The 13,671-nt window shown below is 50.6% G+C and carries 12 protein-coding genes; 3 read left to right on the forward strand and 9 right to left on the reverse strand.

Going from position 1 to position 13,671, the window contains the following annotated elements; genetic code table 11:
- Positions 1–183: 183 nt before the first annotated feature.
- Together KB559_RS23890 and KB559_RS23895 are read right to left on the reverse strand one after the other, a co-directional pair.
- Positions 184–462, reverse strand: a complete 279-nt coding sequence (locus KB559_RS23890) for a DUF6171 family protein (protein ID WP_211025839.1) — start codon at positions 460–462, stop codon at positions 184–186.
- A gap of 7 nt (positions 463–469) precedes the next feature.
- Complete coding sequence (locus tag KB559_RS23895; RefSeq protein WP_211025841.1) at positions 470–1,963, reverse strand: alpha-N-arabinofuranosidase; 1,494 nt, start codon at positions 1,961–1,963, stop codon at positions 470–472.
- Positions 1,964–2,143: 180 nt separating this feature from the next.
- On the opposite strand from KB559_RS23895, the gene KB559_RS23900 reads away from it, so the two are divergent.
- Positions 2,144–3,067 carry an ArsR/SmtB family transcription factor gene (locus KB559_RS23900; protein ID WP_211025843.1) on the forward strand — a complete coding sequence of 308 codons (924 nt, stop codon included), beginning with the start codon at positions 2,144–2,146 and terminating at the stop codon, positions 3,065–3,067.
- 28 nt (positions 3,068–3,095) lie between these two features.
- Here the strand turns inward: KB559_RS23900 and KB559_RS23905 are convergent, their stop codons facing one another.
- Entirely contained in the window at positions 3,096–3,920 is an 825-nt protein-coding gene (locus KB559_RS23905) for an AraC family transcriptional regulator (protein ID WP_211025845.1), read from the reverse strand.
- 124 nt (positions 3,921–4,044) lie between these two features.
- Here KB559_RS23905 and lacZ point away from each other — a divergent pair, with 124 nt between their 5' ends.
- Positions 4,045–7,155 carry a beta-galactosidase, LacZ type gene (lacZ, locus tag KB559_RS23910; RefSeq protein WP_211025847.1) on the forward strand — a complete coding sequence of 1,037 codons (3,111 nt, stop codon included), beginning with the start codon at positions 4,045–4,047 and terminating at the stop codon, positions 7,153–7,155.
- A gap of 75 nt (positions 7,156–7,230) precedes the next feature.
- Here lacZ and KB559_RS23915 read toward each other — a convergent pair whose 3' ends face one another.
- From KB559_RS23915 to KB559_RS23935, 5 genes are all read right to left on the reverse strand, one after another.
- Positions 7,231–9,243, reverse strand: coding sequence for a methyl-accepting chemotaxis protein (locus tag KB559_RS23915; protein WP_211025849.1), 2,013 nt, complete (start codon positions 9,241–9,243; stop codon positions 7,231–7,233).
- Positions 9,244–9,405: 162 nt separating this feature from the next.
- Entirely contained in the window at positions 9,406–9,921 is a 516-nt protein-coding gene (locus KB559_RS23920; RefSeq protein ID WP_211025851.1) for an STM3941 family protein, read from the reverse strand.
- A 723-nt stretch (positions 9,922–10,644) separates the two neighbouring features.
- Positions 10,645–11,379, reverse strand: a complete 735-nt coding sequence (locus tag KB559_RS23925) for a hypothetical protein (RefSeq protein WP_211025853.1) — start codon at positions 11,377–11,379, stop codon at positions 10,645–10,647.
- A 161-nt stretch (positions 11,380–11,540) separates the two neighbouring features.
- Entirely contained in the window at positions 11,541–11,915 is a 375-nt protein-coding gene (locus KB559_RS23930; protein ID WP_211025855.1) for an MmcQ/YjbR family DNA-binding protein, read from the reverse strand.
- Positions 11,916–11,965: 50 nt separating this feature from the next.
- Complete coding sequence (locus KB559_RS23935) at positions 11,966–12,460, reverse strand: glutathione peroxidase (RefSeq protein ID WP_211025857.1); 495 nt, start codon at positions 12,458–12,460, stop codon at positions 11,966–11,968.
- A 117-nt stretch (positions 12,461–12,577) separates the two neighbouring features.
- Between KB559_RS23935 and KB559_RS23940 the strand changes: the two genes are divergently transcribed.
- Positions 12,578–13,024, forward strand: coding sequence for a MarR family winged helix-turn-helix transcriptional regulator (locus tag KB559_RS23940; RefSeq protein ID WP_280520404.1), 447 nt, complete (start codon positions 12,578–12,580; stop codon positions 13,022–13,024).
- 81 nt (positions 13,025–13,105) lie between these two features.
- Here KB559_RS23940 and KB559_RS23945 read toward each other — a convergent pair whose 3' ends face one another.
- A complete protein-coding gene (locus KB559_RS23945) occupies positions 13,106–13,576 on the reverse strand; it encodes a DinB family protein (protein ID WP_211025861.1) in 471 nt (156 codons plus the stop codon).
- Positions 13,577–13,671 lie beyond the last annotated feature (95 nt).

Consider the following 13,671-nt stretch of genomic DNA (forward strand, 5'->3'; position numbering starts at 1 on the left):
ACCTCTCCTTTTCGAATGGTTGCTCGACACTTCCATTTTACCAAGGATTGGTTTCTTTTTGTTTGATTTGAATGAAAAAAAAGGGGCGTCCCTCAGTCATCTAGGATGACTTTTGGGACAGCCCCTTTTGCAGTAGCCCTACATGTGCATTCCACAATTCCACAATACGGTCACCGTCAGGAATCATTCGATAGCGTTAGCCGCACTCCACAATCCGCCGCCCGGCAGCGGGCATGAACGTTCCTTCAGCCAGGCGATCACCGGAATGATGCAGCCGCAGGCCGTACACGTCACTCCATCCCTCAGTTTCGGGCAGGAACTGCAGAGCTCCAGCCGGTCTTGATACTCCGCTTCGCTAACCCGCCGCTCCGGTGCGAACATCGACGTTTTTAGCAGCCGTTCCATTTGGGCATCGGTAACCTTGTAATCGTCACGGCAAGCTTTGCAGGAGTTCTCAGCCATGGCGAGCCTACGCTTTGACCGCCAGCTCCAGCGTCGTCACCGACATGGCCGGAAGCGTCACGGACAACGTACCGTTTTCCAGCACGAAATCGGTAAATGCTCTCGGAGCAACGGCCTCCGGCTGCTCGAACGTGTTGTGGGCATCGATTTTGTCACCGGTCAGCGTGCTGCCTGTAATGCTCGGTTCGCATGAAGCCAAGCCGCGCAGATCGAGCTTCACTTGATTTGCCGAATCGGCCTGGAGATTACAGAAGCTGATATGAATGGCCCCTTGCGCGTCGCGGGAAGCCGTAGCCGTTACGGCCGGAATCTCCTCGTCACCCATCTTGTAACTGCCGCCGTCGAGCGACAATTCCAGCAATTCGGCGTCCTGATGGACCTTATACATATCGAATACGTGATAGGTCGGCGTCAGAATCATCTTCTCTCCCTCCGTCAAAATGACGGCTTGAAGCACGTTGACGGTTTGGGCGATGTTCGCCATCCGGACCCGGCCGCTGTGCTTATGGAAAATGTGGAACGTCAGTCCCGCCACCAACGCGTCGCGCATTGTGTTCTGCTGATACAGGAAGCCCGGGTTCGTTCCCGGCTCCACGTCGTACCAGGTTCCCCATTCATCGACAATAAGTCCGACCCGGCCTTCCGGATCATATTTATCCATAATCGTACTGTGGCGAGTGATGAGTTCATCCATATGGAGCGCCTTTTTCAGGGTTTCGAACCATAGTTCTTCGTCGAAGCCGGTCGCTCCCCCCTTATTATTCCAATCTTTCGGGACCGTGTAATAATGCAGCGTAATGGAATCCATGAACCGTCCAGCCTCGCGCATCAGCACTTCCGTCCAGTTATAATCGTCCGAGTTTGGACCGCAGGCGATCCGATGGATTTTATTGTCATCATAATTCCGGACATAAGTTTGGAAGCGGCGGTATAAATCCGCGTAATACTCGGGACGCATATTCCCTCCGCAGCCCCAGTTTTCGTTCCCCACTCCGAAGTAAGTTACCTTCCAGGGTTCTTCGTGCCCGTTTTGACTGCGAAGGTCGGACATCGGCGATTTGCCGCCGAACGTCAAATACTCAACCCATTCGGACATTTCCTGAACCGTGCCGCTGCCCACATTTCCGTTGATATAAGGCTCGCACCCCAATTGAGCGCACAGGTCCATGAATTCGTGGGTCCCGAAATGATTGTTCTCGACCACGCCGCCCCAATGGGTATTGATCATCTCTTTGCGCGCTTCCTTCGGACCGATGCCGTCCTTCCAGTGATATTCATCCGCGAAGCATCCCCCCGGCCAACGAAGTACCGGAATTTTAATTTTCTTAAGCGCTTCCAAGACATCGTTGCGAATTCCGTTCGTATTAGGAATAGGTGAGTCTTCGCCAACCCAAATTCCTTCGTAAATACATCTTCCCAAGTGTTCGGAGAAATGCCCGTAAATATTGCGGTTAATGCTTCCTTGTCCGAGATCGGCGTTAAGTACACCTTGCAGCGTCATGAATGATTCACTCCTTAAGTTAATAATTTTATTAATCAGTTTATATTTATATAAACATTATAGTCAGCATACATTCCATTCGTCAATCGGGAAAATGGAAAATTTGACGTTAAAGCTTGCAAAAGGGGTTTAATTTGATTAATATATTTGTTAATCAAATGTCTATAAGGTGGAACTCTAATGAATCTTGATCTTACGGAAGCTTCCCTTCCCGTATATGAAGCGCTAGCCAGCCCGGTACGACTGCATGTCCTGCGACTGTTGACGGAGCGCCCGATGAATATTAAAGACTTGGCAAGCGCGACCGGATTATCGAGCGCAATTATGACGATGCATGTCCGCAAGCTGTCGGAAGCCGGACTTATCGCGACGCAAATGATGCCCGGCAAAAGCGGCTTGCAAAAGGTCTGCTCCCTTGCGATGACCGGCGCGGAAATTCAAATCCTTCCGAGCGGCCCCTCCGGGCGCAAGAGCCATCGGGTTGAAATCCCGGTCGGCCATTATTCCGATTTTCATATCGAGCCGACCTGCGGTCTGGCTACCACGGACAAAATTATCGGCAGCTTCGATGACCCCCGTTATTTTTGGGACCCGGAGCGTACCGACGCCTCCGTTCTTTGGTTCGGCAAAGGCTTCGTAGAGTACAAGGCCCCGAATTACTTGCTGTCCAGCGAACAGCCGACCGAGCTTGTGCTGACTATGGAGATCGCTTCGGAGGCTCCGTCAACCAACAATGACTACCCGTCCGACATCACCTTCAAGTTCAACGGAGTTACTGTCGGCACCTGGACCAGTCCCGGGGATTATGGAGACCGGCTGGGTAAATATACGCCTGACTGGTGGTCTCCCTATACAAACCAGTACGGTTTGCTGAAGCAGCTGCGTATTACGGATGAAGGCACCTTTATGGACGGGCTCAAGTTATCGGATGTTAAATTGCAGGACCTTGATTTGAAGCGTAAGGAGTGGACATTCCGGTTATCCGTCGAGGATGACGCGGTTCATATCGGAGGATTAACCTTGTTTGGAAAAGGGTTTGGAAATTATGATAGCCATCTGGCGCTTGAGCTGTTTTATACGGAGGCGGGGGGCCGGGTTACGTAACCGGCTTCGGCGATGCCTTCCTCTCCCGCTATGAACTCAACCCGTGCAATTTCTTGAAGTCCTCCGGACTCATGCCGGTATGACGTTTAAACACCGCGCAAAAATAACTCGGATTCTCGTAACCGACCTGGTGGGCAATCTCGTAAATCTTTTTGTTCCGTTCACTGAACATCAGCTTTTTGCTTAGGCTGACCCGCTCCTGATTCACGTAAAAGAGCGGCCTCATCTTCATCGTTTTCTGAAACAGCCTGCATAAATATTGGGGCGAAACCGAAGCAACTTCGGCCAGTTCGGCAAGAGGCAGAGGCCGATGCAAATGTTGCGCGATATGCCGGAGCACCGGCTTTAACCGTTCCAACTCCTCATTTCGGCCCGCCGGCTCGATGAGGAGCTTTTTTAGGTCCAGGAGTACGGAATAGATCAGCTTCGAGCATTCCGCTTCAAAATCCGCCGCTTCTTTCCCTTCCATCAAAAGCATCTGCTCAATTCCTTTTATGAGAGTCTTGGAGCGTAATTTGCCTACCCCGGATCTGTCGATTCCCGCATAAGAGAGTAGATGGCTCGCCTCCCTTCCGTTAAACGACACCCAGGCGATTTCCCATGGCGCGCTGACCGGCATGTAACGATGCGGAATGCCAGGAAACAGAAAAAATATGTCGCCCGGACCCATCACGTATTCTTCTTCCCCGAGCACCAGTTTGCCTTGGCCGCCGAGGACCTGGTGTAACTGATAATCGGGAAACCCCGATGGCCGGTCAGTCTCCGATTGGTGCTGCCAATACCCCACCGTCGTCATAAAGACGGGAAGCCCTGCGGCCTCCTCCGTCTGGGAAAACAGGAACGCATCTTTCATCCCGCGCTCCCTCCTTTAGTTTCATATTTTGATATAGAATACTCATATTCTTTATTTTGTATGGAATGGTTCGATCGTATAATGACAATATAATTATATCATTGAATAAGAAAGGTGCTTATCGATGCGCAAAAAACTGGTTTATTCGCCTCCCGCTAACGGTTATCCCGAATGGAACAACAATCCGGACATTTTCCAGCTTGGCCGGCTCCCGGCCCATGCTTCGATGATGCCCTTTCCGTCCATATCGGATGCTCTTGCCGGCGATCCGGCTTCGTCTCCTTTCTATCGTTCCTTGAACGGGGTTTGGAAGTTTGCGTTTGCCGAAACGCCGGAGCAGCGGATCAAGTCCTTCTATGAAACCGATTATGATGCCAGCAGCTGGGGAGATATGCCCGTTCCTTCCCATTGGCAGCTCCAGGGGTACGATTACCCGCAATATACGAATGTCCGTTATCCTTGGGCGGAATCAGAGCCTGAACTGAGTCCTCCTTTTGCTCCAACTGCTTACAATCCTGTCGGATCGTATCTCCGTACGTTCACCGTTCCCGAAGCTTGGGCGGACCGGCCGGTCATTCTAAGCTTTCAAGGCGTGGAATCCGCCTTTTATGTGCGGGTCAACGGAGAGCTGGCCGGGTACAGCGAAGATACGTTTACGCCAGCCGAATTCGATATTACCCCCTATCTGGTTGAAGGAGAGAACAAGCTGGCTGTCGAGGTGTACCGCTGGTGTGATGCGAGCTGGCTGGAGGATCAGGATTTCTGGCGGCTTAGCGGCATTTTCCGGGACGTCTATTTGTACTCGCCCTCCCCGGTTCATATATTCGATTTCTTCGTCCGCAGTGAGCTGGATGCCCAATACCGGGATGCGGAACTGCTGGTGGACATAACCATAGAGGATGTACGCGATGGGGAAAAGTTCGAAGAATTCACGGTCGAGGCCCAGCTGTTTGACGCAAGCGAACAAGCCGTTTTGGCACATCCGCTGTCCTTCGCTTTTTCCGTTCATGGCGGGGAATCCCATACGGCGCAACTCTCGGCTACGATTCACGATCCTTTGAAATGGAGCGCGGAAACGCCCCACCTGTACACGCTGGTCTTGTCCTTGAAGGACCGAGAGGGCCGCGTAGTCGAAGCTGTCAGCTGCAAAACCGGGTTCCGCAAGTTCGAGCTGAAGGACGGATTGATGAAAATCAACGGCAAGCGGATTGTTTTCAAAGGCGTGAACAGGCATGAATTTTCACCGGAAACCGGCCGCGCTTTGGGCAGGGAGGACATGATCCGGGATATTGAATTAATGAAGACGCATAACGTGAATGCTGTCAGAACCTCTCATTATCCAAATCAAACCCTCTGGTATGAGCTTTGCAACGAATACGGTTTGTATGTGATCGATGAGACCAATCTGGAGACGCATGGCACTTGGCAATACAATCAAAAGGAACTGAACGAATTCAATGTACCGGGCAGCAGACCCGAATGGCGCGACAACGTCCTCGACCGCTGCAACTCCATGCTCCAACGGGACAAAAACCACCCGTCCATCATCATTTGGTCGCTGGGAAATGAATCGTTCGGCGGCGATAACTTTATCGCCATGCACGATTTCCTGAAACAAGCAGATCCTACCCGGCTCGTCCATTATGAAGGCATCTTCCATTACAGAAAGTCGGAAGCGGCGAGCGACATAGAATCCACGATGTACGTGAAGCCCGCGGATGTTGAACGTTACGCGCAGAACGATCCGCAGAAGCCGTACATCCTGTGCGAGTACAGCCATGCGATGGGCAATTCCTGCGGCGGGCTCCACCTGTATTGGGAGCTCTTCGACCGTTATGAAATCCTCCAAGGCGCATTCATCTGGGATTGGGTCGACCAGGCGATTCGCACGACGACGCCGGATGGCACCGAATATCTCGCTTACGGTGGAGATTTCGGGGAGTCGCTGCATGACGGTACTTTCTGCGGCAACGGCCTTATATTTGCCGACCGGACGGTGACGCCGAAATTGCTGGAAGTGAAGAAATGCTATCAGGATGTAAAAGTAGAAGCCGCCGATTTGCAGAACCGACTGATTCGGATCACGAACCGGTTCCTGTTTACGGATTTGAGCAACTATTCATTGAATTGGGAATTGGCGCAAGACGGGTTGGTCGTTCAAAGCGGCATCCTGGAAACTTCGGTTCCGCCGGGAGAGTGTGCTGAAATCACGATTCCTTTTGAGCTGCCGAATGATTTCGCCAAAGAATCGGTGCTCACGATCTCCTTCAAAACGACAAGAGATCAGAAGTGGGCCCAGTCCGGACATGAAGTAGCCTGGGGACAATTTGTTTTGTCGCCTCGCCTCCTTCCATTGCGCACCGTTTCCCTTGATGCTCCGGTGCAAACGGAGGAAACGTCGGAGGAACTCCTTCTCACATGTCTGGATGCATCGATACGCTTTAACCGGTCCACGGGAGAACTTACGTCTTATTCCAGAGCCGGTAAAGAACAGCTGCTGAGTCCGGTCAGACCGAATTTTTGGCGGGCCGTCACCGACAACGATCGCGGCAACAAGCTGGCCGATCGGTGCGGCTTCTGGAGAAGCGCCCCTGCCACCCGCCGGTTGATCCGGTTTGACTTTCGTATGGATGGGGCCGATTGCGTCGTTACAACCGATTACATGTGGACGAATCAGCCTGCTTGCACTCTGTCCCTCGTCTACCGGATCCATCGGGACGGTTCGATCGACGTCGAGCAAACTCTTGTTCCGGCCGAAGGCCTGCCGCAGCTTCCGGAGTTCGGACTCTTGCTCGAGCTGAGCCAAGATCTGGACACGGCCGCCTGGTACGGCCGGGGGCCGCATGACAGCTACGCCGACCGTAAAACGGGTGCCCGGCTTGGGCTCTACTCCGGAGCGGTTCGGGACCAGTACGTCCCGTATTTGAGACCGCAGGAATGCGGCAATAAAACCGACATCCGGTTTGCACAAGTTACACAGGGAACTGAAGGACACGGCCTGCGTTTCGACTCCGCGGTTCCGTTTGAATGGAACGTCCTCCCTTGGACGCCGGAGGAACTTGAGGACCACGATCATGTATACAAGCTGCCCGTCAGCCATAAAACCGTGGTACGGGTGAATTACATGCAAATGGGCGTGGGCGGTGACGACAGCTGGGGAGCACCGACGCATGAAGCCTATACGCTTCCTTCCAATCGGCCTTACCGTTTTACCTTTACGCTGCGTCCGATTTGACGGAGGACTGCCGAACGAACAAAGCCGGAGCACCGCAATATTGCGGGCGCTCCGGCTTCTTTTGATGGGTCAGGTTTATATGCTGAATTTCTTGATCATTTCCTGTAATTCCGCAGCCATTTGGCTTAACGATTGGGAGGAGGAAGAAATCTCTTCCATGGCTTGATGCTGCTCTTCCGCCCCGTTGCCTATTCCTTTCAGCTCGGTCAGTGACTCCCGTGAAATGGCGACCATTTCGTCCATGGAAGCCGAAACCTGCTCGGCACTGGCCGAGAGCTCTTCGGTCGCCGCAGACACTTCTTCAATCTGGGAAGTAACGCCTCTCACAGCCTCTTGAACCGTGTCGAACACGTCTTTTACTTTAACCATTTGGACTACGCTTCTTTCGACGTCGGCAATACCTTCCACAACCGCTTTTCCGCTGTCCGAGGCCGCGCCTTGAAGATCCAATAGAATGGCGGTGACATTACTTGCAGCCGCGGTCGTCTGCTCGGCCAGCTTCTTCACCTCACCCGCGACTACGGCGAATCCACGCCCGTGTTCGCCCGCCCGCGCTGCCTCAATCGCTGCATTCAACGACAAGATGTTTGTTTGTGCGGCAATCGCGGAAATGTAGCCGACGATTTCGTTGATTTCTTGCGATTTCGACTCCAATGCCTGCATCATGACAACCGATTTGCTCACGCTGTCTTTCACGCTGCTGACGACCATAACGGCCTCATCCACCACTTGTTCGCCGGTGGCAACTTCACTGTACATATCCTGCACCTGTTGATTCACTGCTCCTGCCGATTCGGCGATTCGCTGAATGCCGGCCGCCATTTCCTCGATCGCGACAGCCGATTGCTCGGAGCTCTCCGTCTGCGTCGTCGCGCCCTTAATCATTCCCTCTACCGATTTAGCGGTATTTTCGGAGGTTTGCACGGAGCTCTCTGCAATAGCAGACAGTTCCTCGGACGAGGCCGCTGTATGCTGAATCGAATCGGTGATCCGTTCAATCATATGCGAAAAGGAATCCAGCATCCCGTTCATATTTCGTTTTAACTGTTGAAGTTCATCATGGCCTCTCCCTGTTTCCAACCTTTCGGTCAGATCACCGACGGCCACCCTCTGCATCAACTTCGTCATTCTTATAATCACCCTCATAATGAAGAAGGAGATCAACAGCGCGATCATGGCTAGCGCCACCGTACAGATCAAAATAAAGAGATCGGCTTTCTTCTGACTTTTCTCCGCTCCGCTCATCAAGTCATGCTTATTGCCGGAGACGATAACCTTCCAGCCCGTCAGTTCCACCTTGGCAAAAGAAGCGATCTTAGCTGTGCCGTCCTCTTCGACATAATCGACGGTTCCCGAATCTTTGGCCAATACCTGCTCCTCATAAGTTTTGATCTTCGCAGCATTGGCGTAGTCTCTGAAATCTTTGCCAACCTTCTCTGCTGTTAGGTGGGACATGTATACCCCGGAGGAAGATAACAGATAGGAATAGCTGGTCTCGCTCATCAGATTATGATTCAATTCCTTCTGAATATTACCCGGCAACAGAATGGCCTGGATCAAGCCCCGGAACTCTCCACTGTTATCCGTGATCGGGATGTCAATGATGATGCTTTGTTCGCCGCTTGTCGTATCCATCAGTATGTCAGAGATACCAAGCGTCTTCTCCTGCTTAACCCGCTGAAAATTAGAGAAACCCGATAAATCCAGCTGCGTTCCTTTCTGGTCAAAAGACTGCCCATCTGCCGTTGAATACGAGATCGACTGTACGTCCGGATTCAAAGCCTTCATTCCTTTAAGGAGCGGCAGGATCTGTTCCTGATCCCCGGAAAGCAGCACCGGTTGGTACTCCTTGACTGCATTTTCAAAAGCGCCTATTTTCCCTTGCAGCATGGTATTCAGGACGTCCGCATTGGCTACAGCAGTCATTACCTGCTGCTGCTTCACTTTGTCCTTTACCACATCGGTAAAACTGAGGCCGAGCAACATGGAGACAGCATACAAAGGAATAATGGATAGCACTAGCAACAATACGGGTAATTTCAATTTCAATGTGTCCAGCTTGCGCCAAACCCCGGTGAACAATTTCATAATGATTTCCCCTTTTATTCTCACGATATACAATCTATGATATTTTATCGACATAAATCGACATTATCATTAGATCTCTGCCCGGCTAAACCTGATTTTTCGAAAATAAATAAAAAACGCAGGAATACTTCCTGCGCTTCGTCCATGTAAGGAGTATATTGCTTATTGATATTGTTCCCATCTCAGCAGCATAGCCTCATAAATCTCCGTAATCGGAACCGTCATACCTGGACGTGAAATGTTGACAGGAGCCCCTGTCAGCTTCTGGTTGACCGAAATCAACCAGCGCTGGATGCCATTCTTGCTGTCCAAAAAAGCTTGGGGATTCCGTAAACGGATGCCGATCGTCAACTGGTTAGCAACATTAAAGATCGAGATCGACTCAACTTCACTCCATAGGATCCGGCCGCCTGCAACATAGGAGGTGCGGTCGAGCAATCCTCCGTCATCGATTTCCAGCACCGGCGAGGTATCAAACAAGCTTTTGAAAATGAACAGAAAACAGATCCCAAAGAACAGTACGCTGATTACGCCAATCCCACCGATTATCCAGCTCTCCGCTTCCGTCAGGGCCAGCCTGAACATCCAGATTCCAGCGGCGATAAACCCTGATGCTAATAAGAGGAGCAGCCATGTTTTCCCCTTTGACGCATAAACCTCAATTTTCCCATGATTCATTGATCGCAGCATCCTCTCGAAGCAGTATTGCCTTACGGGCGGTTTTCACTGAAAAATTAATCCTTTAAAAGAAGTATACCGAAGACGAAGAAAAGTGATCTATGGTTTCAGAGAATTTACCTTCTATAAGCTATCCAGCTACGGGCGGCATGCCAACAGCGGTGATTCGTCTCAGCTAGTTGGATCTCAGCCACATGGGTCTAGTCCGCAACAGGTCTCGGCTAACGGACACCACGGCCCTTAAAACGCCGAATTCATGACATTTCAAATTCTAACGGACATGACGGCCCTTAAATGCTGATTGAACACATGTTTTCGGGTCAATCAACTTAGTTAAGGTCCTGTGTGTCCGTTAGCTTTGCAAAGTTGCCATTATCGATCCAATAGAGTCCCTGGTGTCCGTTAGACTGGAGCTGAGAAGGGATGGCACTCCCGAATGGCTATGAAAGTGCCGAAAGGTAGCGGAACCGGAAAAACAGGAGAGGGGCTGACTTCAATACCAGCGGGCTCCTCTTATTTTCATCAAAGCCCATAGAGTGGAGAAAGCTTATGCATCGAGGTAGCTGATGCCAGTCGAGCTATCGATATAGATGGTTCCTAGCCCCTAGGAATATTCCATTGGAGGTTGGAGCACATGAACGAAACGCGAACAATTATAGTGCATTTCCACACGATTAGGAAGTATACTCGACAGAATGAGAGTAAAGAGCTAAGCCGCTAGGGCTAGGGCTTTAACCAATTACGGATTTCATCCTTCACAAGTCGGGTGTCCCAAGGGTGGAAGAACACATGAACCCCATCATCAGCGAGCGAATAGGCATATCCGAGTTGCCCATTTTCCATGAAGAAGACCATTTGATAATAGTCAGGATCTCCATCTTTGTTCTCAGGCGAATAGCCCGGCTTATCCGTTCCATGATCCAAGAGTTCTATGAAACGCTCCTTATCCCGATCCTTCAGTGTATTAAACGGGGCGGTCTCATCGAACCGGTACAAGGCGACGCTGGCCACCTGATCTTTTGGTATATCCTTATACCGTAGTCCAAGCGACCTGGCATGATCTTCCCCTGCATATAGGCGGTATCCGCCAATAGAAGCCTCGTCCTTCGCGGCGATCAATTCTTCCTTGGCAAATCCTTTGACCTGATACAGCTTCGTGCCGATTTCCAAAAAAGCGGCATCCCCGGGCTGGGTCTTATAATCAGGATTCGTAACCACATCCCCTACCTTGAACTTCACCTCTCCTACAACCTCATCTGTGACATCGTCGGGATCACTCAACACCAATTCATACATGCCTGTGTAGGTCTGATCGTTCAGCTTCACAAAGTCGACCCAATCAATAATCGAATTCCCTTTAATCGGATTCGAATTTGAATTTGGATTCGGTTGGATCTTTCCAGCAGAGCATCCGCCTATAATCATTGCAAAACCAAGCAGCAACGTGAATAATTTCATGTTAAGCCCCCCCTTTTGATACATAGACGATGGCAAGGAGCAATTTGTTCTAAGACCCGCGGCGAAATCAGCAAATTGAAAAATGAGAAGGGCATTTCATATGAAAGGTAAGGCAAACATGAAGACATGAAGGTATTAGAAAAGGGAAGGAGGAGCAGGAATTACCTGCTCCCCCCTATTTTTAGAAGAACCGATTCACGAGCCGCTTTGGTTAAACTGGCGAGCACCAATTCATAGGAATGATCGATCATCGCTTTCAGGTCATCCACGGCGAGGCTGCCGTCGGCGGCTACGGTGTTCCAGTGCTTTTTGTTCAGATGATAACCGGGCCGAACGCATTCATGCTGTTCCCTCAGATTGGCTGCGATAACCGGATCGCATTTCAGCGAAATTTGAACTTCATCGTCGGCTTCCGCCCGGGTAATCAGTGCAAACATTTTGCCCCCTACCTTCATAACCAGCGGCGACGGCCCGAACGGATAATCCTCTACAGCTCCTTTTTTGGAAAGACAATAAGCGGTGAGCTTGCTGTACACAGGTATCTCTCCTTATATTCTTGATAAACGAAATGACTCGTCATCATTAATTATACACGCGCCGACTCCGTTAGCAGCTGTATGATCTCATTTTCGATTTTTTCCGGGGTTTCGTTCGGTCCAAACCGCTTCAAGACATTGCCTTCCCGGTCGATCAGAAATTTCGTGAAGTTCCACTTGATCGACTTCGATCCCAGCACGCCCCGCGCCTTATCGCTTAGATACTTGAATAGCGGATGAGCTTCGTCCCCCTTCACGTCAATCTTTGCAAAAAGAGGAAACGATACGCCAAAGTTCAGCTCACAAGCCTGAGCGATGGCCTCGTCACCCTCCTCCTCTTGGTTCGCGAACTGGCCGCATGGAAAACCAAGCACCGCGAATCCCTGGGCTCCATATTCATCATGCAGTTGTTGCAGGCCTTTAAACTGCGGAGCAAATCCACACTTCGTCGCAGTGTTGACGATCAATAGCACTTGCCCTCTATACTCGGCCAGCGTTTTCTTTTCCCCGCGAATCGTCTTTACCTCGTAATCGTAGACAGACATTATGATCTCCTCCGGTTAGGTTTTATAAATTAGATTTTATACAATTTAATTTGATACGTCAAATATAAGCGTGTTATAATTAGATCCAATTATGTATGTAAGGAGAATTGTTCCGTGATACCCGAAGACGAACTGCTCAAGCTGGAGAATCAACTATGTTTCGCTTTCTACGCCTGTTCCCGCGAGATAACGAAGCTGTACCGCCCGATCTTATCCAAACTTGGGCTTACGTATACGCAGTATATTACCCTGCTCGCGCTGTGGGAAAAAGACGGCATCGGCGTCAAAGAGCTTGGCGCCCGCCTGTATCTCGATTCAGGAACGCTTACGCCCCTGCTCAAGAAGCTGGAATCGCAGGGCCTTTTGACCCGCACCCGCAGCAAAGCCGATGAGCGCAACGTCATCATCGAGTTGACCGACGAAGGACGCGCGCTCAAGACGCGTGCTGCGGAAGTTCCCGCCCAACTGTATTCCGGCGCCGGACTCCGGCAGGAGGAACTCGAACCGCTCCGTGCGCAGCTTCAGTCCCTGCTCCGCAAGGTCGATGAAGCGGTGGAATCGTAAGGTGAGGCCCCTTATTTCAACCGGAAAGAGAAATAAGGGGCCGTCTATTGTTTCCGGGAGTTCAATCACCTTTTCAATATATTAATCCCAAATCTTCGGTCTCTTCACTCCCGCGCTTCTCAAATAATCTAAAAGTTGCCCGGTATGAACCGCTTCATGGTAGGCAATTCTCAAAAGCATATCCCCTAAAGCACGGATATACCCAACGTCGCCTCGATCGATCTTTATGTTGGATAGATCCTCCGGTGAGTAAGATCTTACGGTATCCATAAAGGCTTTCCGATATGGCTCTGAAAAGCCAAGCTCCTCTTTAAGGGTCGTAAACTCCCTTTTGTCATAGGGGGATTCATAATCAGCCACGCTTCCTTCATTCAATAAGGCAAGATGATAATAACGTTCACTATCCAAAACGTGCCGGATCATTTCTTTCACGCTCATGGCATCAGAATCCGGTCTCCAATCCAAGTATTCGGCAGGAATGCTCTCCCAAAGAATCAAACTTCTGCGGCGAATCTCTTCCAAATTCCAAACTACACCCTCTACAGCATTCATTAACTCTCATCTTCTCCATCCAAATGTTATCTCATTATTTTATCAGAACTTATGTTCGCAAAACAAACTAAAGGTAATCCGTGAGGTTCGTAGCT

The organism is Paenibacillus sp. Marseille-P2973, assembly GCF_018101095.1.
Taxonomy (GTDB): domain Bacteria; phylum Bacillota; class Bacilli; order Paenibacillales; family Paenibacillaceae; genus Fontibacillus; species Fontibacillus vini.

Excerpts from the sequence above, each read along its gene's own strand:
- KB559_RS23890 (WP_211025839.1), bottom strand. The coding sequence starts at position 462 with ATGGCTGAGAACTCCTGCAAAGCTTGCCGTGACGATTACAAGGTTACC.
- KB559_RS23895 (WP_211025841.1), bottom strand. The coding sequence starts at position 1,963 with ATGACGCTGCAAGGTGTACTTAACGCCGATCTCGGACAAGGAAGCATT.
- KB559_RS23900 (WP_211025843.1), top strand. The coding sequence starts at position 2,144 with ATGAATCTTGATCTTACGGAAGCTTCCCTTCCCGTATATGAAGCGCTA.
- KB559_RS23905 (WP_211025845.1), bottom strand. The coding sequence starts at position 3,920 with ATGAAAGATGCGTTCCTGTTTTCCCAGACGGAGGAGGCCGCAGGGCTT.
- lacZ (WP_211025847.1), top strand. The coding sequence starts at position 4,045 with ATGCGCAAAAAACTGGTTTATTCGCCTCCCGCTAACGGTTATCCCGAA.
- KB559_RS23915 (WP_211025849.1), bottom strand. The coding sequence starts at position 9,243 with ATGAAATTGTTCACCGGGGTTTGGCGCAAGCTGGACACATTGAAATTG.
- KB559_RS23920 (WP_211025851.1), bottom strand. The coding sequence starts at position 9,921 with ATGAATCATGGGAAAATTGAGGTTTATGCGTCAAAGGGGAAAACATGG.
- KB559_RS23925 (WP_211025853.1), bottom strand. The coding sequence starts at position 11,379 with ATGAAATTATTCACGTTGCTGCTTGGTTTTGCAATGATTATAGGCGGA.
- KB559_RS23935 (WP_211025857.1), bottom strand. The coding sequence starts at position 12,460 with ATGTCTGTCTACGATTACGAGGTAAAGACGATTCGCGGGGAAAAGAAA.
- KB559_RS23945 (WP_211025861.1), bottom strand. The coding sequence starts at position 13,576 with ATGAATGCTGTAGAGGGTGTAGTTTGGAATTTGGAAGAGATTCGCCGC.